Raw genomic sequence first — 20639 nt, forward strand, 5'->3', positions numbered from 1 at the left:
GAAGCCCCGCAGGATTTCGCGACAACCATTCCACAAGCTATTCACCAACCTTGTTACATCTTATTTCGATCCCGAAGACATCGGTCGCTATATCCTTCGAAAGTAGCCCAAGCCATTGCTTGTTTGGTATTTTTACACCCCGAAGATTTACCCTCCTTTGCTTCTTCGGTTCTTTCCATTTGACACCCCTCCATGCCCTTGGTGACAGTCATCCAAACAAATGGCTCGCGGCGAAAAATATTCCCCCGCTAAAACCACCGCCGCCTCCGGTGGCCGCAATGCCGCTTTCGCCACCACCCATTGGAGCATTGTCCTCGAAGCCAGCCGCGGCGAACTCGTCCAGTCCGCCGCCGCGATGGAAAAACTTTGCCAGCGTTATTGGTATCCTATCTATGCCTTCGTGCGACGCCGCGGCTCCGACCGCCAGGAGGCCGAAGACCTTACCCAGGCGTTCTTTGCGCATTTGCTTGAGCGCGATACCCTGAAGAAAGTGGATCCCAAGAAGGGCAAATTTCGCACCTTCCTGCTTGCTTCGTTGAGCCATTTTCTCGCCAACGAATGGGACAAACGCCAGACCTGGAAACGCGGCGGGCGCGCCCAAACCATTTCTCTCCACGAAGCCAATGCCGAGGAAATCTACGGCCGCGAACCCATCGAACCCGCCACGCCCGAAAAACTTTTCGACCGGCGCTGGGCCTTGCTCCTCGTCGAAGCCGTCCTCGCGCGCCTCCGCGAAGAGTATGCCAACAAGCCCGAACTTTTCACGCGGCTCGAACCCGCCCTGACCGGCGAACTTTCCCCCGGTTGGTACGCCGAAGCCGCCGCGTCGCTTGACATGACCGAAGGCGCGTTGCGGGTCGCGCTCCATCGGTTGCGACGCCGTTTTGGCGAATTGTTGCGCCGCGAAATCGGCCAAACCGTCGCCACCGAAACCGACATTGACGACGAAATCCGCCAGTTATTTTCCGCCATGACCAGTTGACGGCCATGCAAAAGAAATGCTCGAGTTGCGGAGCCGATTTGCCGCCCGACGCTCCCGGCGGCCATTGCGTTTCCTGTCTGCTGCAACTCGGCCTCGCCGCCGCTGAATCGGACGCCGCCGAATCGCTGTCTTTAAAAATCGGCGAACGCATTGGCCGTTACAAACTTCTCGAACAACTCGGCGAAGGCGGTTGCGGCATCGTTTTCCTTGCCGAACAGGAGGAACCCGTGCGACGCCACGTCGCGCTCAAGATCATCAAGCTCGGCATGGACACGCAGCAGGTCATCGCGCGCTTTGAAGCCGAGCGCCAGGTGCTCGCGCTTCTCGACCACCCGAACATCGCGAAAGTCCTCGACGCCGGCGCGACCGAAACCGGCCGTCCGTTTTTCGTGATGGAACTCGTTCGCGGCGTGAGGATCACCGAATATTGCGACCGCCAAAAACTGGCCACGCGCGAGCGCCTTGAATTATTCGTCCAGGTTTGCCACGCCGTTCAACACGCGCATCAAAAGGGCATCGTCCACCGCGACCTCAAGCCGTCGAACATTCTCGTCGCCGAAAGCGAAGGCGCACCCGTCCCCAAGATCATAGATTTCGGCATCGCCAAATCCACCGAGCAACGCCTCGCGGGTCAGACTTTTTTCACCGCCTTCCAGCAATTCATCGGCACGCCCGCCTACATGAGCCCCGAGCAAGCCGGCCTGATGGATATTGATACCCGTAGCGATATTTATTCGCTCGGCGTCCTGCTCTATGAACTGCTGACCGGTCTCGCGCCGTTCGATGCCGCCACGCTTCATCAATGCGCGCTCGAAGAAATGCTCCGTTTCATCCGCGAAACCGAACCGCCGCGCCCTTCCACACGCGTCACGAGTCTCAGCGCGCCCGAACTCAACACCGTCGCCAACTGCCGCCGCATTGAACCCGGCCGCCTCCCGCGCCTGTTGCAAGGCGACCTCGATTTGATCGTGATGAAGTGTCTCGAGAAAGATCGCGACCGCCGTTACGAAACCGTCTCCGGCCTCGGTGCGGATTTGCTGCATCATCTCAATGATGAACCCGTCACCGCGCGCGCGCCCGGTAATGCCTATCGTTTCCAAAAATGGGCGCAACGCCATCGCACCGCGTTCATCGCGGGCAGCGCCATTTTGCTTTCACTCCTCATCGGCTTTGGCGTTTCCACGTTTTACTTTTTCAAGGAACGCGAAGCCCGCCATCGCGCCGTCGCCGCGGAAGCGGTGGAACACGACCTCCGCGTGGAAGCTGAAAAACTTCGCGCCGCCGCGCTCGCCGAAGCCGCCAAGAGCCGCGAAGTGGCGCAATTTTTGGAAACGATGTTGCATGGCGTCGCACCGTCCGTAGCACACGGGCAGGATACGACGATGCTCCGCGAAATCCTTTCGCAAACGACCAACCGCATCGCGCGCGATTTGAAAAGCGAACCCGACGTCGAAGCCGAAGTTCGTTATGTCTTGGCCGAAGCCTACCGCGACCTTCATGATTACCCGGCGATGGCTGCGATGGACCGCCGCGCCCTCGAACTACTCCGCCCGCAACCCGGCATTGAAAGCCGTGAAATTGCCCGCGCCCTCGCCCAACTCGCCAGCGCGCAACTGCATCTCCGCGATTTCCCTGCTGCCGAAGCCACCGCCCGCGAAGCCCTCGCCCTGCAAAGAAAACTTCTCGGCAGCCAAAACCCCGCCGTCGCCGCCACCTTGGGAACCCTCGCCTTCACCCTCGCCAATCAACACCGCTTCTCCGAAGCCGAAACCGCCGACCGCGAAGCCTTGGCCATCACCCGCAAGCTCCCAAATATTTCCCCCATCGAACTTGCCGCTCGCATCGAAAACCTCGCCAACGACATCGCCGCCCAAAACCGCGACCCCGAAGCTGCCCAGCTTTTTAAAGAATCTCAAAACTTAAAAGCCAATCCATAACCGTTACGACATTCTACCGCGCGTAAATCGCAAATCGTAAATCGTAAATTCACTTTCCCACCTTCTCCGCCGCCAGCCTCGACGCATCCGCGACCAAACCCAGATGCTTCAAAAATTCCTCCTGCTTTTCCGTTGGCAACACCGACAAAATCTCCATCTGCAATGTCAACGCAATCTCGCGCACTTCGTCATACTTCCTGCGCCCCAATGGCTTGAGACTAATGCGGTAAGCGCGACGATCGCGCTCATGCGCTTTGCGTTCCACGAGGCCCACCTTATCCATGCGTTCCAATAATGAAGCGATGGTATTGGGATCGCTGCTCATCATGTCCGTGAGTTCGCGCTGCGTCATGCCCTTGGCATCGCCTTCGAGCAAGGTACGCATGACTGTGAATTGGTCCGGCGTAATGCCCGTATGATGAATGCGCCGGCGAAATGTCTGGTTGAGGTTGAACCAGCAGCGCCGTAACAACGATGGCAGCCGCCGGCGGCCCGGATCGTCCGCCGGCAAATTCTCCGTCGCCGCCCGACTTCCCACTTTGCCCCTCGCTGGATTTTCGGATGCCATAGTATTACGTGTAAGTATTATTAAGTTGCGTTGCTCACTCAGATGTAGAATACTGCCGCGAATCTTGGAAGCAAATTAGGCGGCGGCCCGCCTGTCGTTGCCAGCCGCCCGTCCGTTTAAATGTCAAATTGGCTATGAAAATGACTATTCGCTTTTCTGCCCGCCTGCTCGGCTTCGCGCTTTCCACCGTCATCCCGCTTGCCGCCGCCCACGCCGCACCCGTCAAAGGCTGGCTGAATTGGCGCGGCCCCCAGCAAAATGGCACGTCGCTCGAAACCGGTTTGCCCGACACCGTTGATCCCCAGCACCCGCTTTGGGTCGCCGACCTGCCCGGCCAATCCACCCCCGTCATTGCCAATGGCCGTCTTTATATCATGGGCTATCTCGGCGATGGCGAAAATCTTCAGGAAGGTGTCCTCGCCTACGATGCCGAGACCGGCAAGGAACTTTGGCGCCAGCTTTTTAATGATTTCCTGAGCGATACTATTTATCTCCGTTACGGCACTTCCAGCCCCGCCGTGGATCCTGAAACCGGCAATGTCTTCATGCAAGGCACGCAAGGCATCCTCGCCGCCTTCACGCCCGACGGCAAAATGCTTTGGCAACATTCCCTCATGGAAGAGTATGGTCGCCTGACTTTCCCCAACAGCCGCACCGCCTCGCCCGTGATTGAAGGCGACCTCGTCATCACCCGCGGCATCACCGCCAACTGGGGCGGCAACGGCCCCGGCGCGGATCGTTTTTACGCTTTTGACAAAAAAACCGGCGAATTAGTTTGGGCCTCGACTCCCGGCGCGCAACCCAAGGACAATTCTTTCTCCCACCCCGTCATCGGCACGCTCGACGGCAAGCGCGTCCTCTACTCCGCCACGGGCGATGGCGCGGCCATCTGCCTCAATGTCCTTACCGGCGAACCGATTTGGCGCGTGCCGCTGACCAAGGCGGGCATCAACTCCGCCGTGCTCGTCCACAATAACGACAAAGTCATCTGCATTTACGGCACGCCTTACGAACCCGGCCAGTTGGTCGCGCTGAAGATTCCCCATGTCTCGCCCCCAAATGCCGCCGCCGCCCCCGTGGTCGTGGAACGCAAGGCATCGCAAATTTGGGCCGATGACATTTCCACCTCCACCAGTTCGCCCATCCTCGTCGGCGACCGCGTCTACGTCGTCAGTGAAAAAGGCGACCTCTACTGCGTGAACGCCAACGACGGCACGATTCTTTGGAAACTCAAAATCGGCATCGAAGAGCGTAATTCCTGCCCCATCTTCGCCGACGGCAAAATCTACGTCCCCATGCTCGACGACCCCGCCGCGAAGGTCGAAGGCTCCGGTGAGTCCGGCACCAAGGGCGCGCTCTACATCATCAAGCCCACTGACCAGCAAGGCGAAATCCTCGCGCACGTCTCGCTCGATGGCCGCTGCTTCGGCACGCCCACGCCTTACAACGGCAAGGTATATATCCAAACCACCCGCCATGTTTATTGCTTCGGCAAACCCGGCAATAATCCCGGCCTCGCGCCCGAACCCGCCGCCGAACCCGCGCCCACCGTCGGCCCCGCCACGCAATTACAGATCATCCCCGCCGAAGTCCTCATGCGCCCCGGCCAAACCGAGCCTTTCCGCGTGCGTTCACTTGATGCCCATGGTTACACCGTCGAGGAATTCAAAGACCTCTCGAACGTGAAATTTGCTTCCTTCATTCCGCCCACAGCGAAAGTCAAATCCACGATGAAAGCCAGCTTCAACGCCCAGGGCCAGCTCGTCGCCACCGCCGAGGAAGCTCCTTCCGCCGGCGCTTTTCAAGCTTCCGTTGGCAATCTCAAAGGTTATATGCGCGGTCGCATCCTGCCTTACCTGCCGATCAAACAAAATTTTGAGTGGGCCACCAATCTCAGTGAAACCAATCTCGCCGACGGCGGCGCGATGTTTGCCTATCCGCCGTTGCCGTGGATTGGCGCGCGTTTGAAATTTGAGGTTCGCGATCTCGACGGCAATAAAGTCCTCGCCAAGACCCTCGACAATCCTTTCTTCCAGCGCGCCACCGTTTTCATCGGCGAGCCGTCCACGAAAAATTACACGATGGAAGCCGACATCATGAGCGAAGGCAACAAGCGCGTTATGTCCGAGATTGGCTTGGTCAACCAGCGCTATTACATCGTTCTGAAAAGCAACGACCACAAACTCGAAGTGAATTCAACCCAGGAATTGTTCCGCCACGACACTGATTTCACTCCCGTCGCCAATACCTGGTATCATCTCAAGACTCGCGTGGATGTCGCCGCCGACGGCTCCGGCGTGGTGCGCGCCAAGATTTGGAAAAAAGCCGACCCCGAACCCGGCGCATGGACCATCGAAGTCCCGCACCAACATGCCAACGAATGCGGTTCGCCCGGCTTCTTCGCTTTTGCCCCGCAGAAACGTGTCTATATTGACAACATCACCGTCACGCCAAATAACTGATTTTGGCGGCATCGGCTCACAACTTTGATCAAAAAATGAAAACAGTTAATCCAAAAAAAATTTCAACCACTGCGCTAGCCGGTGCTGTGGCATTTGGTTGTGTATTTTTTACCAGTTGTTCAAAGAAGGAAACTCCGCCAAAGACCCCGGAAATAACTACAAATAAAGTTGCTGCGAGTGAATCGTCCGATTGGCCGCGCTGGGGCGGCAACGATCCCGGTCGCAATATGTATTCTCCCGCCACTGGTTTGCCCGACCATTTCGATGCCGGCAAACCCAAGGCCGGCACCGACGAAATTGATCCCAAGACCACCAAAAACGTCAAGTGGAGCCAGCAACTTGGTTCGCAAGCTTTCGGCAACGTCGTCGTCTCCGGCGGAAAAGTTTTCATCGGCACCAACAACGAAAACCCTCGCGACCCCCAGCACACCGGCGACCGCAGCATCCTCATGTGCTTCGACGAAAAAACCGGCGCATTTCTCTGGCAGTTGGTCGTCCCCAAACTCGCCTCCGGCAAAGTGAATGACTGGGAAGGCCTCGGCCTTTTGTCCTCGCCTTGCGTCGAAGGCAACCGCGTTTACGTCGTCACCAGCCGTTGCGAGGTGGTCTGCCTTGATACCGAAGGCCAGGCCAATGGCAACGACGGCCCGTTCATGGACGAAGCCCAATACGTCGTCGGTCCCGGCAAACCCAAGGCCACAATCGGCCCCAAGGATGCCGACATTATCTGGCGTTACGACATGATGGATGAACTCGGCGTCTTCCCGCACAACGCCTCGAACTGCTCCATCCTCGTCGTCGGCGATACACTTTACGTCTGCACTTCCAACGGCCAGGATTGGACGCACTCCAATATTCCTTCGCCCAATTCTCCGAGCTTCATCGCGATTGATAAAAAGACCGGCAAACTTCTAGGCGAAGACGATGCCAAGATCGGCCCGCATATTTTTCACGGCCAATGGAGTTCGCCCTCTTCCGGTGTCGTGAACGGCAAGACGCTCATTTTCTTCGGCGGCGGCAACGGCTTCTGCTACGCCTTCGACGCCAAACCGGTGAAGGAAGGCGATGACGATTTTCTCAAGACGGTTTGGAAATTCGATTGCAATCCGCCCGAGCGTTGGGGCACCGACACCGCCCATAAATATCCCGGCCCGGAAGGCCCAAGCGAAGTCAACGCCACTCCCGTGTTTTACAAAAACCGCGTTTACGTCGCCGTCGGCCAGGACCCTGAGCATGGCGAAGGCGTGGGCATTCTGACTTGCATTGATGCCACGAAAACCGGCGACGTCACCAAGACGGCGAAGATCTGGAGTTACTCCGGCATTCACCGCAGTCTCTCGACCGTTTCGATTGATCCCAAGACCGGCTTGCTGTTCGTCGGCGATTTCTCCGGCTTCGTCCATTGCCTCGATGCCGAGACCGGCCAGCTTTATTGGACGCACGACATGAAGGCGCACGTCTGGGGTTCCACGCTCGTCGCCGATGGCAAGGTTTACATCGGCGATGAAGACGGCGACCTCGTCGTCCTCGCCGCCACGAAGGAAAAGAAAGTCATCAGCACGACCAACTTCGGCGCGGCGATTTATTCCACGCCCGTCATCGCCAACGGCGTGATCTACGTCGGCACGCAATCCCATCTTTACGCCCTTTACGATCAATCGAAAAACGACGCCCGCAGTGACGAGCCGCAAAAACTCGACCTGAATACTAAATAACCCGGCGCGTTCGCCGCTTATTCAGGGCCGGCCGGGAACACGCATTGACCCATTCATCGCATGAAAAAATTGCTGTTGTTCATCTTGATCGCCGCCGTTTACGTCCTGCACCAGGATTATTGGAACTGGAAAAATGCCGGCCTCGTCTTTGGTTTCCTGCCCGTCGGTCTCGCCTATCACGCCGCCTATTCCATTCTCGCCACGCTCATGATGGCTGTGCTCGTCAAGTGCGCGTGGCCTGAACATCTCGAGCAGACCGAACCCGAGGACGACGATAAAAAGAAAGGCGGCAAATGATTCCCGTCATCGTCCTTTTCGTTTATCTCGCCATCATCGTATGCATCGGCCTCTTCGCCTTCAAAAAAGGCCAGGCCAACACCGAGGATTTTTTCCTCGCGAATCGCACCATCGGGCCGATGGTTTTTTTCCTCTCGCTCTTCGCCACGAACATGACGGCCTTCGCGATCCTCGGCAGTTCCGGCCTCGCTTATCGCCGCGGCATTGGCATCTACGGCTTAATGGCATCGTCGTCCGGTTTCGTGATTCCGCTCACGATCTTTTTCATCGGCACACGGCTTTGGGCGCTCGGCAAACGCTTCGGCCATCAAACCCAGGTTCAATTTTTCCGCGCCCGCTGGGAGTGCGATGCCATCGGCACGCTCATCTTTGTTCTCAGCGCGGCGATGCTCATTCCCTACATGATCATCAGCATCATGGGCGGCGGAACCGTGCTTCAGGAAATCTCCACCGCGAAAGACGCCGTGAGTCCGTTGATTCCGTATTGGCTCGGCTGCGCGATTGTCGCGGTGGTCGTCACCATTAATGTTTTCTTTGGAGGCATGCGCGGCACGGTTTGGGTAAATATTTTTCAGACCATTCTTTTTCTTTGCTTCGGTTTCATCGCCATGATCGTCATCAGCCGCGCGTTCCCCGGCGGTTTCGGTGAAGTCATGGCCAAGCTGGGCGCAAATCCCAAAACGCATTTTCTCCTCACGCGCGAGCGCATGCCGGAGGCGGAGTTTTGGAGTTATACTTTGATTCCTTTGTCCTCGATCATGTTTCCGCACATGGCGATCATGTGCTTCTCCGCGCGCAAGGTCAGCGCCTTCAAACGCACCGTGGTCATTTATCCCATCGCGATTCTTTTGATCTGGCTGCCCTGCATTTTCCTCGGCGTGATCGGTGCGCAAGCCATCCCCGGCCTCAAGGACGCTGACGGCATCCTCCTGCGCCTCCTCAATGACAATGCCCCCGCCTGGCTCGCCGGGTTGCTCGGCGCAGGCATCATCTCCGCCGTCATGGGTTCCGACGCGCATCAAGTTCTCGCGATGAGCACGATGTTCACCAAGGATATTTACGTCCATTACGGCGGCCACAAAAAATATGGCGAACGCGCCGCCGTTTATTTCGCGCGTTCATTCATCGTCGTCGTCACGCTCATCGCTTACGTCATCGCGCTTTATCTCAAATCCAAGCAAGGCATCTTTGAAATCGCCATTCGCTTCGCGTTCTCCGGTTTCGCCGCCATGGCTCCCGTGATGGTCGCCGCGCTCTTCTGGAAACGCAGCACCAAATGGGGCGCGTTCGCCTCAACTTTGTTTGTCGGGGCGACGTTGATTGGATTTGCATTATTGCAAGGTAAGCCCGCCATCCCACCAGCGCCTCCGGCAAAAATCGCCGAAGGCCACGTTGTTCATGCACCCGGCGAAACCACCACCGAACACCCAGCCGTAAACCTCAAGCTGGACACCAATGCGCTTTCGACGAATGCCGTTTTGACAGCGGGCATCATCAACACGAATCCGCTCAGCACAAATGCGCCCGACCTCACCACCCTTCCGCTGGTAAAAACCAATGCCCCCGTCAAAGTCGCGACCGCTCCCACTGGCGCGCCGCCCGCGCCGAAAATGAATGTCATCTGGAAAGTCGGCGACCATATCATCCTCTCGCGCTCGCCCGCCACCGGCGACGTCCGCTTCTGGAATTCCACCACCAATCCCGCTGGCGGTTACATGACCGTCGTCCCGATGGTCTTCGGCTCCGCGTTGTGCATGATTATCTTTTCCCTGCTCACGCGCCCGCCGAGCGACAGCACCATTGAAAAATATTTTTCTGATCGCAATCCAAAGCAGAGTTAATCCGGCTGAAAACTTGACACTTGAAACTTGAAACTTTGACCGAATGAACCCCGACCAAGCCACCATCCAGGCCGCTCACGAAAACCTCGACGCCCACGTCCGCGAAATCATCCACTGGCATTTCTCGCCCGAAACCGGCTCGCCCTTCTGGCTCGACTGGGCCAAAAAAGCCGGTTGGAATCCTGCGACGGAAATAAAAAGTTTCGCCGACATCTTGCGCTTCCCGCATTTTCAGGACGAATGGCTGCGCGATTTGCCCAACGAAGTCTGGGTGCCAAAAAAATATCAGGGCCGCCCCTTCAATGTCTTCGAAACCGGCGGCACGACCGGCATGCCCAAGCAACGCATCGGCTGGGACGATTACAAAACCGATTATACCGAGTTCTCCGAAAAACTTTCCGACGCGCATTTTCCCAAGGGCCAGCATTGGCTCATGGTCGGCCCGACCGGTCCGCGCCGCCTGCGTCTCGCCGTCGAGCACCTCGCGAATGTCCGTGGCAGTTCCTGTTACTTCATTGACCTCGACCCGCGCTGGGTGAAAAAGGTAATCGGCAAAAAGGAATTCGAGCAGGCGCGCGCTTACATGGATCACGTCGTGGATCAGGCCGTATTGATTTTGAAAAATCGCAAAATCAGCGGCATGTTCACCACGCCAAAGTTGCTCGAAGCGATGGGCGAAAAAATCAATCTCTACGAAGCCGGCATCCGCGGTGTTTTTTGCGGCGGGACGACGATGGCTCCGCAATACGTCCGCTTTATCGTCGAGGAAGTTTTGGAAAATCGCATCGGCTTTTATCCCACCTACGGCAATACGCTCATGGGCCTCGCCGCCAGCGTCCCGCTTCGCCCCGAGGATAATTTTTCCATCACCTACTACGCGCCGCAGCCGCGCGCGGTATTGCGCGTCGTGGATCCGAACAAAACTGAGCAGGTGAAAAATTACGGTGAATGGGGTCGCGTCGAATTGACCACGCTTACGAAAGAATTTTTCATGCCGCGCTTTCTCGAACGCGACGAAGCGCTTCGCCGCGAACCTCGCGGCCCTTACGCGTGGGACGGCGTCGCCGAAGTCCGCCCCTTCGGCGCGATGGAAAAAAATATCGTTGAAGGCGTGTACTGATTTCGCGGTATGACTCTCGCCCACATCCCTGCTTTACGCCGCGGTCGCGCTTACGAAAGCCTCGACCAGGTCCAAATCACCGATCATCGCAACGGCACGCCGCTCGTCACGATCAGCCAGGTCAACGCCGGCATCATCCGCAAAGACCTTGCGCGCATCGGCGAATCCCGCGCCGCCTTGAAAAAACTCACCACCGCGCAACTGCTCGACATCAGCGCCAAAGCCGGTGAACTTTTTCTCAACGGCACGCTCCCGCTCGGCGACAAGGGCCACACGCAATCCGCGCGGCAATATATTGAAACCCTTTCGGCCACCAGCGGTCTTCCTTATGTAATGGTTCGCCGCAACATGGCCAAGATTCATCACGCGCTTACGAATTTGAAGACCGTCCTGAACGGACTCACGCGCGGCCTTGACCTCGGCATTCTCGATCACGGCTTCGGCGAGCAATTCGGCACGCCGGTCAGTTATTATCCCGCCACGCAAGCGCTCGGCCTCGTCATGCCCAGCAATTCGCCCGCCGTGAATTCCCTCTGGCTGCCCGCCATCGCGCTCAAGATGCCCGTCATCATCAAGCCCGGCCGCGAAGAACCGTGGACGCCCCTGCGCCTCATTTACGCTTTCATCGCCGCCGGCTGTCCCGCCGAGGCGTTCGGGTTTTATCCCACCGATCACGAAGGCGCCGCTGAAATTTTAAAATCCTGCGGACGCGCCCTGATCTTCGGCGACAAAGCCACCACCGACCGTTACGCAAATAATCCCGCCATCCAAATCCACGGCCCCGGCTACAGCAAGATTTTGCTCGGTGAAGATGCAGCCGACCGCTGGCCCGAATACATTGATCTGATGGCCAGCTCCATCGCCGACAACGGCGGACGCAGTTGCATCAATGCCTCCGCCATCGTCACACCGCGCCACGCCGCCGAAATCGCCGAGGCGCTCGCAAAAAAACTTGGCCCCATCGTCCCGCTGCCCGCAACCGACGACAACGCACGCCTGTCCGGTTTCGCTAATGTCAAAATGGCCGAATACATTGACGGCGCGATCGAACAGGATTTGCAAAAACCCGGCGCAACCGATGTCACCGCAAAATATCGCAACGGCCCGCGGAAGGTGATTTTCGAAGGCGGCATGTATTTGCGCCCGACGATTGTCCTATGCGATTCCTTCGCGCACCCGCTGGCTAACCGCGAATTTCTCTTCCCTTACGCGAGCGTCGTCCAGGTTCCCCAAAGCGAAATGCTCAAGCAAATCGGCCCGTCGCTCGTCGTGACCGCGATCACGAAAGACGCCGCCTTCACGGAACAATTACTCGAATCGCCCCTCATAGAGCGATTGAATCTCGGCCCCATTTCAACAATGAACATTTCGTGGGACCAACCGCACGAAGGCAACATGTTCGAATTTTTATATAAACGCCGTTCGATTGGCAGAGCATGAACCGGCAATATCAATACACTTTCGTTCTTCTCCCTCTCCCTCTCCGCCGCTCGCGGGGGAGAGGGCCGGGGAGAGGTGGTTCCGAAACGCTGGGATGAGTTGAGTTAAGAAATCGCTTATGACAATTTCCCCCGGAATAGAATTGAACACCACGACTTGCAACCCCGTCTGATTTCCATAACGGTATTATCGGAAGCGATCAGCCCATGCAAAAAACTGTGCGGCAAAAAACCAAACCGGCGCCTGCGGCCAGGAAATCTAGCGCTTCCGCCGCTTCGCCCATCGGCCTCATCCCGTTCGATTACCAATCCCGCACGCGCCTGGTCTTCGGCGTGAATTGCGTCGAGCGCGCCGGTGAACTCGCCCGTGAGATCGGCTCCAAAAAAATTCTCCTCGTCACCGATCCCGGCCTCGTCGCCGCCGGCCACGCCGAACTCGTCCAAAAATTTCTCGAAGCCGCCAAATTAAAAGTCACGCTCTTCGGCAAGGCCCGCGAAAATCCGACCACCCGCGACGTGGACGAATGTCTCGCCGTCGCGAAGTCCGCGCGTGTGGATACCATCCTCGGCCTCGGCGGCGGCAGCAGCATGGACACCGCGAAGGGTTGCAATTTTCTGCTCACCAACGGCGGACGTATGCAGGATTACTGGGGCGTGGGCAAAGCCGCGAAACCCATGCTCCCGCTCATCGCCATTCCCACGACCGCAGGCACGGGAAGCGAATGCCAATCCTTCGCCCTGATCGCCGATGAATCCACGCATCAAAAAATGGCGTGTGGCGATCCCAAGGCCGCCGCGCGCATCGCCATTCTCGATCCCGCGCTCACCGTTTCGCAACCGCGCCGCGTCGCCGCCTGCACCGGCATTGATGCCCTCACCCACACCGTCGAAACCGCCGTCACCCGCAAACGCAATGCGCAATCACTCATGTATTCCCATGAGGCTTTCAAACTCGTGGTGAATAGTTTTCCCACCGTTCTGCGCGAACCGGCGAATCTTGAAGCGCGCGGACGCATGCTCCTTGGCGCCGCGCTCGCGGGAACCGCCATCGAAAACAGCATGCTCGGCGCCGTCCACGCCGCCGCCAATCCGCTCACCGCGCGCTACGGCATCGTCCACGGCCAGGCGGTCGGTCTGCTCCTCCCCGCCGTCGTCCGTTTCAACGCCCACGATCCCGCCACCCGCCAGGCCTACGCCGAACTTGCTTCCGCGCCCGAAATCGCCTGCGCCAGCGATGGCCACGAAGTCGCCGTCCGCGCGCTCGTCGCGCGTTTGGAATCTCTGCTTAACATCGCGGAAATGCCTCGCTCACTCGCCGATTGTGGCGTGAAAAAATCCGACATCAAATCCCTCGCCGCCGAAGCCGCGCGCCAGTGGACCGCCAATTTCAATCCGCGCCCCGTCACCGAATCCGATTTCGTCAGCCTCTACGAATCCGCCTTCGAAAAACGCGGCCCCGGCGACGAATAGAACTTCCTCTTTGGGAGGGCGAGCGTACCCACGAGCCCCATCTTCCTTCTTGCTAAAACTGAAAACTGAAAACTCTCCACATAGACATTCCCCCCAAAATGGAGTAAGGTAACGCCGCTTAACTAAATACTTACTCAAACTCCCGTGCGTTATTTTTTCTCCCGGCTCTTAGTTGTTCTTTCGTTGTTCCTTTGCGCTGTTTCCGCGCGCGCCACGATTGACGCCACCTTGCAAATGCAACTCGGCAATCCCAGTGGCGCCACCATGGATACGAACAATCACAACCATTACCTCATCCAGCGCACAGTCGAGGCGCTCGACTACAGCGATACTCTTGGCGAACCGAATTGGGCGAGTTGGGACCTCACTGCCGCCGACATCGGCAATAGCGGACGCTCATCGGACTTCTTCACCGATCATAGTTTGCCCGCCGATTTCTACGAAGTCACCACCGACGATTACAACGGCGTCGGCAATATCAATTTCAACCGCGGCCACATGTGCCCTTCTGAAGACCGCACCGATAATACGAACGACAACGATATGGTTTTTCTCATGTCGAACATCATTCCGCAGGCGGCCACCAACAACCAGGGCGTATGGGGAAATTTTGAAGCGTATTGCCAGACGCAGGCGAAGGCGGGCAATGAACTTCTCATCACCTGCGGCCCGAGTTTGTTCAACAACACTTTCATCCCCAGCGGCAAGGCTCAAATTCCGCAATACACCTGGAAAATTGCGGTCATCGTTCCATCCGGGACCGGCACGGCGCTCAGCCGCATCACCGCCAGCACGCGCGTGATTTCCCTGAAGATTCCCAACTCAAATAATGTCACCGCGAATTGGTCGAACTACGTGACATCCGCGCGGCAAATCGAAGTGGATACCGGTTTCACTTTTTTTACCGCGCTGCCGCCCGACGTCGCTTCGACTTTGCGCAATGAAGTGGACGGCTCAAGCAGTCCCGCTCCGCTCATCAATAATTTTTCACCCACGAGTGGCGCGATTGGCATTGCCGTGACCATCAACGGAACCAATTTTAATGCTGCAACCGCCGTTGCTTTCAATGGCGTCGCCGCGCAATTCACCGTCAATTCCGCCACGCAAATCACCGCGATAGTTCCCATCGGCGCAAGCCCTGGCTTCATCAGCGTCACGACGCCCAACGGCACGGCCGTCAGTTCGGGAACATTTACCGTGACGGGCATCAGTCCCGACCTCGCCATCACTTCCACGCATTTGGGAAATTTCACTCAAGGCGCCACCGCGCAGACTTACACGCTCACCGTCACCAATCGTGGCACGCTGGCGTCAAGCGGCACGGTCTCGGTCACCGACACTTTGCCCGCCGGCCTGACCGCCACAGCCATCAGCGGCAACGGATGGACCACAAGTTTGTCGCCGCTGAGTTGCACGCGCACTGATTCCGTGACTGCCGGGTCAAGTTTTTCGCCCATCATCATCACCGTGGACGTCGCCGCAAATGCTCCGTCGTTGGTCACCAACATCGCGACCGTCTCCACCACCGGCGATACAAATTCCGCCAACGACACGGCGAGCGATCCCACCGTCATCGTGCCGCCTTCGACCGGCGGCAATACCAACCTGGTCATTCTCGCCGGTTGGAATACGCGCGGTTTGAATGTCCCATTCGGTCCATCGCCGTTCGCGCCCACGACGAACATCGCGAACATCCTCGTGGCCGGCCTCACTCGCGGCTCGGGCGTCGTTTCCAATAGCAGCGGCGCGACGAATGCCTGGGGCGGCACGACTTTTAACAGCACTTCCTCCACCGATGCCATTGCCGCAAATGAGTTCTGCACTTTCGGCCTCACCGCGAACTCCGGCTTCACGGTTTCTTACAACGCCATCAGCACCTTCAATTATCGCCGCTCCGGCACCGGCCCGACGAACGGCCTCGTGCAATATCAGATCGGCTCCGGCGCGTTCAACGACATCGCTTCGGTGAATTATCCGACGAACACTTCCAGCGGCGGCACGCTTCCGCCGATTGATCTTTCCACCATCACCGCGCTTCAAAATGTTCCTCCCGATACCAGCGTCACTTTCCGCATCGTGAATTGGAACGCCACCGGCAGCGGCGGCACGTGGTATATTTACGATTCGCTCAGCTCATCCGCACCCGACCTCGCCATCTCCGGCACGATTTCGCCGGTCGTGACGCTGACGCCGGTGGAAGCCTGGCGCTTGCAATATTTCGGCACCACCCATGACACCGGCACCGCTGCGGACACCGCGATTGCCACGAGCGATGGAATGGCGAACTTGCTTAAATACGCCTTTGGTCTTGATCCCACTGTTCCCGCGACGAATCCCATCGTCGGCGACCTCAGCAACGGTCATCTCCGTATCACTCTCCCAAAAAATCCGAATGCCACCGACGTGACTTTCACTGTGGAACAGACGGATGATTTGGCCAATCCGAATTGGACAAACACTGGCACGATGATTGATCAAAACACCTCCACGCTCCTGCAAGTCCACGACACAAACTCCGTGAGCGCGCCCGGCACACAAGGTTATTTGCGTTTGCGAGTGAGCCGTCCATGAGTGACGCGGGAAGTTCCGGGCAATCAATTTATTTTGGAACTCGTGGAGACCTCGGCGTTTGCCTTCACCGGCAATTCGTCTGCCAGCGGAATTTCATTGCGCAATAATTTTCCGCCTGCGCCCACCAGCTTCAGATAATAATCGCTCGGCAATCCCTCGAAGGTCACGAATTTCGATTCACGCCCGACCGGCACATCATTGACGCATTTGAAAATCGCCGTGCCCTCGTCCACTTCGTCAAACATCGCCACGTAAACCATCGAAGTGTTGGCGCGCTTGGCTTCGCAGAATTGCGTCCATAAAAATTGTCCCGAGAGCCGGGGAATCTGGCCCGACTCTCCGCCATACATGTTGTGCCAGCTAAATCCCGGAAATACGACCGGCAGATAATCAATCCCCCGCTCGTGGCACCACGCCTGGTCGGGCTTCAAGGATTTCGCCGCGTAATCCACCGCACCCGCCGGGTTCACATAACGTCCCACCGTCCACGGACTGATGACGTCCGCCATCGCCGCGATTTCCAGCAAACGCGGATCACGCACGGCATCGCCACTGAGCGTGCGCCAGCGCGCGGGCACACCGATCATGACCGTGCAACCGCCCGCTTCGGGATCGTTTTTCAAAAACTCGATCAAGCGCCGGCATTCGTCCAAAGTATATTCGCGCTGGTCATTGAAACCGATTCCCCACACGGCCACGACCGGCTTGCCATGATGATGCAGATACGCCGGGTCCTCCGTCATCGCCATCTCGCGGCGCAACGCCCGCCAATCCTGCATCACATTATCCATCTGCCCGGCGGGCATGCCACTGAGGTCATACATCACTGCGTAAGCGCGACCATTGGCGTTCGCGCCCTCACGGCAATTCGCCAGCACCGTATTGTTATGCTTAAAATTGGGTGAGTTGCGCAAACCAACCGTGAATCGCTGCACAAACACGCCATCAATCCCATAGTCGCGCATCCATTCAAAATGTTTTACCACCGTCGTTTTTTTATACGAACTGAAAACCTCCGCCGGCTTGCCATCTGCCATCTGAAATCCGGTGGGAAAACGGTCGCCCGGCAACAATTCGGAAACGTCCGGCCACAAATCCACTTTCGCGTTGCCATCCGTCAGTTCTCCGCGCCCCTTCGTCCAGTGCCGCCATCCGCGTGCCGAACTGCCATCGCCCGGCACGCCAAACCAGCCTTGATAGCCGCACATCACCTTGCCAAAAAGTGTTTGCGTATCCACGCCCTTCACAACCGGCCCAGTATAGGCATCCACTGACTCAACACTTACATTGTCCACGTCAAATCCCGGGCCGATCTCTTTTGCATTGAACAAAAATTCGCGCGCCGTTTGTGTCGCGGGGCTTAATTTTACTAATCCAAATAACGCGAGATTCGTCGCGCGTGTGAACTGACGCTCCCCGTCCAGGATTGAAAGTTGCAATTCGTAGTGCGCTTCAGCTTGTCCCCAATTCCGCCCAACAAATCTGAAGTGATACCACACGTCCGGCAAGATTTTGCCCAAGCCTGAAACCGGCGATTGCGAGATTTTATTTTTGCTCACCGTCGCGGCGCACCAGCCTTTCGCATCATCGTAATCAATATCTACCTCGCCCGTTCCGATCTGAAAATCAAATTCCCGCCCGGAATTTTTTCGCGCGCGAAAATCGAATTGAATGTCAAAGTTTGCCAAACCATTGGTCGAACCATTCTCCAGGCTCGCTCCCAATTCACCATTCGCCTCGATACTGGCAAAGTGACGGCTCGAATTCGCGCCACTTGATTCACGCACGGACACGCCATTCGTTAGATTCCAAAAGGTCGAAAGACCGCCGCGTTCAAAATTATCTTCACCCACCGTTTCCGCCCGCGCGTGTGAACCAAAAATAAAAATGATCGCGAGACACGCCAGCCATCGCATGCGGATAGGCGGGTAAATGCTGCGGTCGCACCTGGGAACAAAAAATCGTAACGGCAAAATCATCAAATGAATTTTCAAAACTGTAAACCGCCGCCGCCGCTTTACGCATATCCTCTAAAGGGAGGAGGCTCACGGCTCCGCTTCCTGTTTTAAGCGACATCCCCGATTTTGGGGATGGTATGGTTTTGGATATATGGTAACCTGCTGAACCATTTAAGCCTTCCCCGCCAAATGGATTACCCTTTTTACAGACGCTATGGAGGTGGGCTTTGTTCCCACGACTTTCAGAAAACGCGCTCAGTGGCTTGACCAATGTCTGCGCGCGAATCGAATTGTCATTTGCGCCTGCCTCGCTGCGACGCTAGCATGGCCGAATCGTGAAGCGGCAGAAACAGCGCCCATCCAATCCAAACTCCGAGCCGCGCCTCTTTACTCTTCGCGATTGGTTGTTCGCCTGCGGCCTACTCGCCGCCATTATTTTGGCTTATCTGCGCGCGTGCACCGGGGAATTCATCTGGGATGACGACGCCAACGTCACTAAAAATTTCCCGTTGCGAACTCTTGCCGGCTTGCGTGCCATCTGGCTTCAACCGGGCGCCACGCAACAATATTATCCTCTCACCCACACAAGTTTTTGGCTCGATTTCCACGCATGGGGTTTGCAACCGTTCGGTTATCACGCCGTAAATATTCTTTTGCACGCGGCGAGCGCGATCCTTCTTTTCGCCATTCTCAAACGCTTGCGTGTCCCCGGCGCGTGGCTGGGCGCGGCGCTCTTCGCATTGCATCCCGTCCAAGCCGAATCCGTCGCGTGGATCACCGAGCGTAAAAATACCCTCGCCGGAGTTTTCTTTCTCGCCTCACTGCTCGCGGCCATAAAATTCTGGCTGCTCGGCAAAACCACCGGCGAAAATTCGAATGAGACAACCGCCGCGAGTTTTGGCCCTTGGAAATATTATTCCCTCGCCCTGATCTTTTATCTCTGCGCCTTGTGGAGCAAGACCGCCACCATCGGCTTGCCTGCCGTTATTTTTCTTTTGATCTGGTGGCGCCGCCGAACAATCATCCAGCGCGATTTCGCTTTGCTCGCGCCGTTTGTAATCGTCGGTTCCATCATGGGAGCCATCACCATCTGGATCGAGAAAAACGATCTTGGGGCGGCTGGCAGCGACTGGCAATTTTCCCTTGCGCAACGCCTTTATCTCGCCGGGCGTATCTTTTGGTTTTACCTCGGCAAACTCGCGTGGCCGCATCCCTTGATGTTTGTCTATCCGCGTTGGAACATCGCCAGCCTGGGAGCCATTTCTTTTCTCCCGCTCGCTGGCGCGCTCGCAATCGTTTTATTTTTGTGGACGAAACGCCAAAGCTGGGGCCGCCCAATCCTGTTCGGCATCGGTTATTTCGTGGTCATGCTTTTTCCCGTGCTCGGATTTTTTGACGTTTATTTTTTCCGTTTTTCCTTCGTGTGCGACCATTTTCAATATCTCGCCAGCATGGGCGCGCTGGCACTCGCCGGGGCGGGAATCTCGGTTGCCCTGAACCATTTCCGCCATCGCGTTACATTAATTATTCCGGCACTCATTCTATGCGGCCTTAGTTTCCTCATGTGGCGGCAAACCGCCATTTATCACGATCGCGCAACGCTTTGGCACGATACTCTCGCGCATAATCCCGATGCGTGGCTCGCTCACAGCAATCTCGGCTCGCTTTTTCTTCAACGCGGCGATACCGCCGAAGCCATCGCCGAGTTTCAAATTTCTCTCGGCATTCGTCCTGAAGACGCCGCGACGCACAATAATCTCGGCGGCATTTTTCTAAAAATAGACCGCTTGAAAGATGCGCTCGAAGAATTCAGAACCGCCTTGAAGCTCGACCCCAATTTCGCCGCCGCGCATGTGAATCTGGGGAATGCCCTGCTTCAATCCGGTATGATTAACGAAGCCATCGCCACCTATGAACGCGCCTTGCAACTGGAACCTGATGACCTCGCCGCGCATGTGAATCTTGGCGATGCCTTGTTCCACCAGAATCGCGCCGAAGAAGCGGCGGCTCATTACCAAAAGGCCATTCAGTTGGCCCAGGACACCGGCCGGACTAAACTCGCCCAACAACTTAGCGACGAATTAATGCGCCAGCGCAACGCGCATTCGTCTCCGCATTAAGTCAGAATATCGCGGCAGACGATCCCCCGCACTCCGGCACGCGCACTAACGCCCCGCCTGCTCCTCGACAATCTCCAGGCTGCAACGCAAACCCTTCTTCGCGCTCCCCGCCAGCAACAACGACCGGATCGCGTTGATCGTCATCCCTTGGCGGCCGAT

The 20639-nt window shown here is 57.2% G+C and carries 13 protein-coding genes; 11 read left to right on the forward strand and 2 right to left on the reverse strand.

What is annotated here, in order from left to right; all coding sequences use genetic code 11:
* The first annotated feature begins 220 nt into the window (after positions 1-220).
* Both VH413_07010 and VH413_07015 read left to right on the forward strand, forming a co-directional pair.
* Entirely contained in the window at positions 221-982 is a 762-nt protein-coding gene (locus tag VH413_07010; GenBank protein ID HEX3798436.1) for a sigma-70 family RNA polymerase sigma factor, read from the forward strand.
* A gap of 5 nt (positions 983-987) precedes the next feature.
* Positions 988-2919 carry a serine/threonine-protein kinase gene (locus tag VH413_07015; GenBank protein ID HEX3798437.1) on the forward strand — a complete coding sequence of 644 codons (1932 nt, stop codon included), beginning with the start codon at positions 988-990 and terminating at the stop codon, positions 2917-2919.
* A gap of 49 nt (positions 2920-2968) precedes the next feature.
* Here the strand turns inward: VH413_07015 and VH413_07020 are convergent, their stop codons facing one another.
* On the reverse strand, positions 2969-3487 hold the full coding sequence (locus VH413_07020) for a MarR family transcriptional regulator (protein ID HEX3798438.1): 519 nt from the start codon (positions 3485-3487) through the stop codon (positions 2969-2971).
* Positions 3488-3621: 134 nt separating this feature from the next.
* On the opposite strand from VH413_07020, the gene VH413_07025 reads away from it, so the two are divergent.
* The 8 genes from VH413_07025 (at position 3622) to VH413_07060 (ending at position 16402) form a co-directional block, all read left to right on the forward strand.
* On the forward strand, positions 3622-5949 hold the full coding sequence (locus VH413_07025) for a PQQ-binding-like beta-propeller repeat protein (GenBank protein HEX3798439.1): 2328 nt from the start codon (positions 3622-3624) through the stop codon (positions 5947-5949).
* A 35-nt stretch (positions 5950-5984) separates the two neighbouring features.
* Positions 5985-7664 carry a PQQ-binding-like beta-propeller repeat protein gene (locus VH413_07030; protein ID HEX3798440.1) on the forward strand — a complete coding sequence of 560 codons (1680 nt, stop codon included), beginning with the start codon at positions 5985-5987 and terminating at the stop codon, positions 7662-7664.
* A 60-nt stretch (positions 7665-7724) separates the two neighbouring features.
* Positions 7725-7961, forward strand: a complete 237-nt coding sequence (locus VH413_07035) for a DUF3311 domain-containing protein (protein HEX3798441.1) — start codon at positions 7725-7727, stop codon at positions 7959-7961.
* Positions 7958-9802 (forward strand): sodium:solute symporter family protein, encoded by a 1845-nt coding sequence (locus tag VH413_07040; GenBank protein ID HEX3798442.1) that lies wholly within the window; start codon positions 7958-7960, stop codon positions 9800-9802. Before VH413_07035 ends, VH413_07040 begins: the two co-directional genes overlap by 4 nt.
* Positions 9803-9845: 43 nt before the next feature.
* A complete protein-coding gene (locus VH413_07045) occupies positions 9846-10922 on the forward strand; it encodes a hypothetical protein (protein HEX3798443.1) in 1077 nt (358 codons plus the stop codon).
* A 9-nt stretch (positions 10923-10931) separates the two neighbouring features.
* Entirely contained in the window at positions 10932-12362 is a 1431-nt protein-coding gene (locus VH413_07050) for an aldehyde dehydrogenase family protein (protein ID HEX3798444.1), read from the forward strand.
* Positions 12363-12580: 218 nt separating this feature from the next.
* Positions 12581-13831 carry an iron-containing alcohol dehydrogenase gene (locus VH413_07055; GenBank protein HEX3798445.1) on the forward strand — a complete coding sequence of 417 codons (1251 nt, stop codon included), beginning with the start codon at positions 12581-12583 and terminating at the stop codon, positions 13829-13831.
* A gap of 183 nt (positions 13832-14014) precedes the next feature.
* Positions 14015-16402, forward strand: coding sequence for a DNA/RNA non-specific endonuclease (locus tag VH413_07060; GenBank protein HEX3798446.1), 2388 nt, complete (start codon positions 14015-14017; stop codon positions 16400-16402).
* Between the two features lie 23 nt (positions 16403-16425).
* Here VH413_07060 and VH413_07065 read toward each other — a convergent pair whose 3' ends face one another.
* Positions 16426-18381, reverse strand: coding sequence for a glycoside hydrolase family 71/99-like protein (locus tag VH413_07065; protein HEX3798447.1), 1956 nt, complete (start codon positions 18379-18381; stop codon positions 16426-16428).
* Between the two features lie 314 nt (positions 18382-18695).
* Between VH413_07065 and VH413_07070 the strand changes: the two genes are divergently transcribed.
* Positions 18696-20480 (forward strand): tetratricopeptide repeat protein, encoded by a 1785-nt coding sequence (locus tag VH413_07070; GenBank protein ID HEX3798448.1) that lies wholly within the window; start codon positions 18696-18698, stop codon positions 20478-20480.
* Positions 20481-20639 lie beyond the last annotated feature (159 nt).

This window comes from Verrucomicrobiia bacterium, from assembly GCA_036268055.1.
GTDB lineage: Bacteria > Verrucomicrobiota > Verrucomicrobiia > Limisphaerales > Pedosphaeraceae > DATAUW01.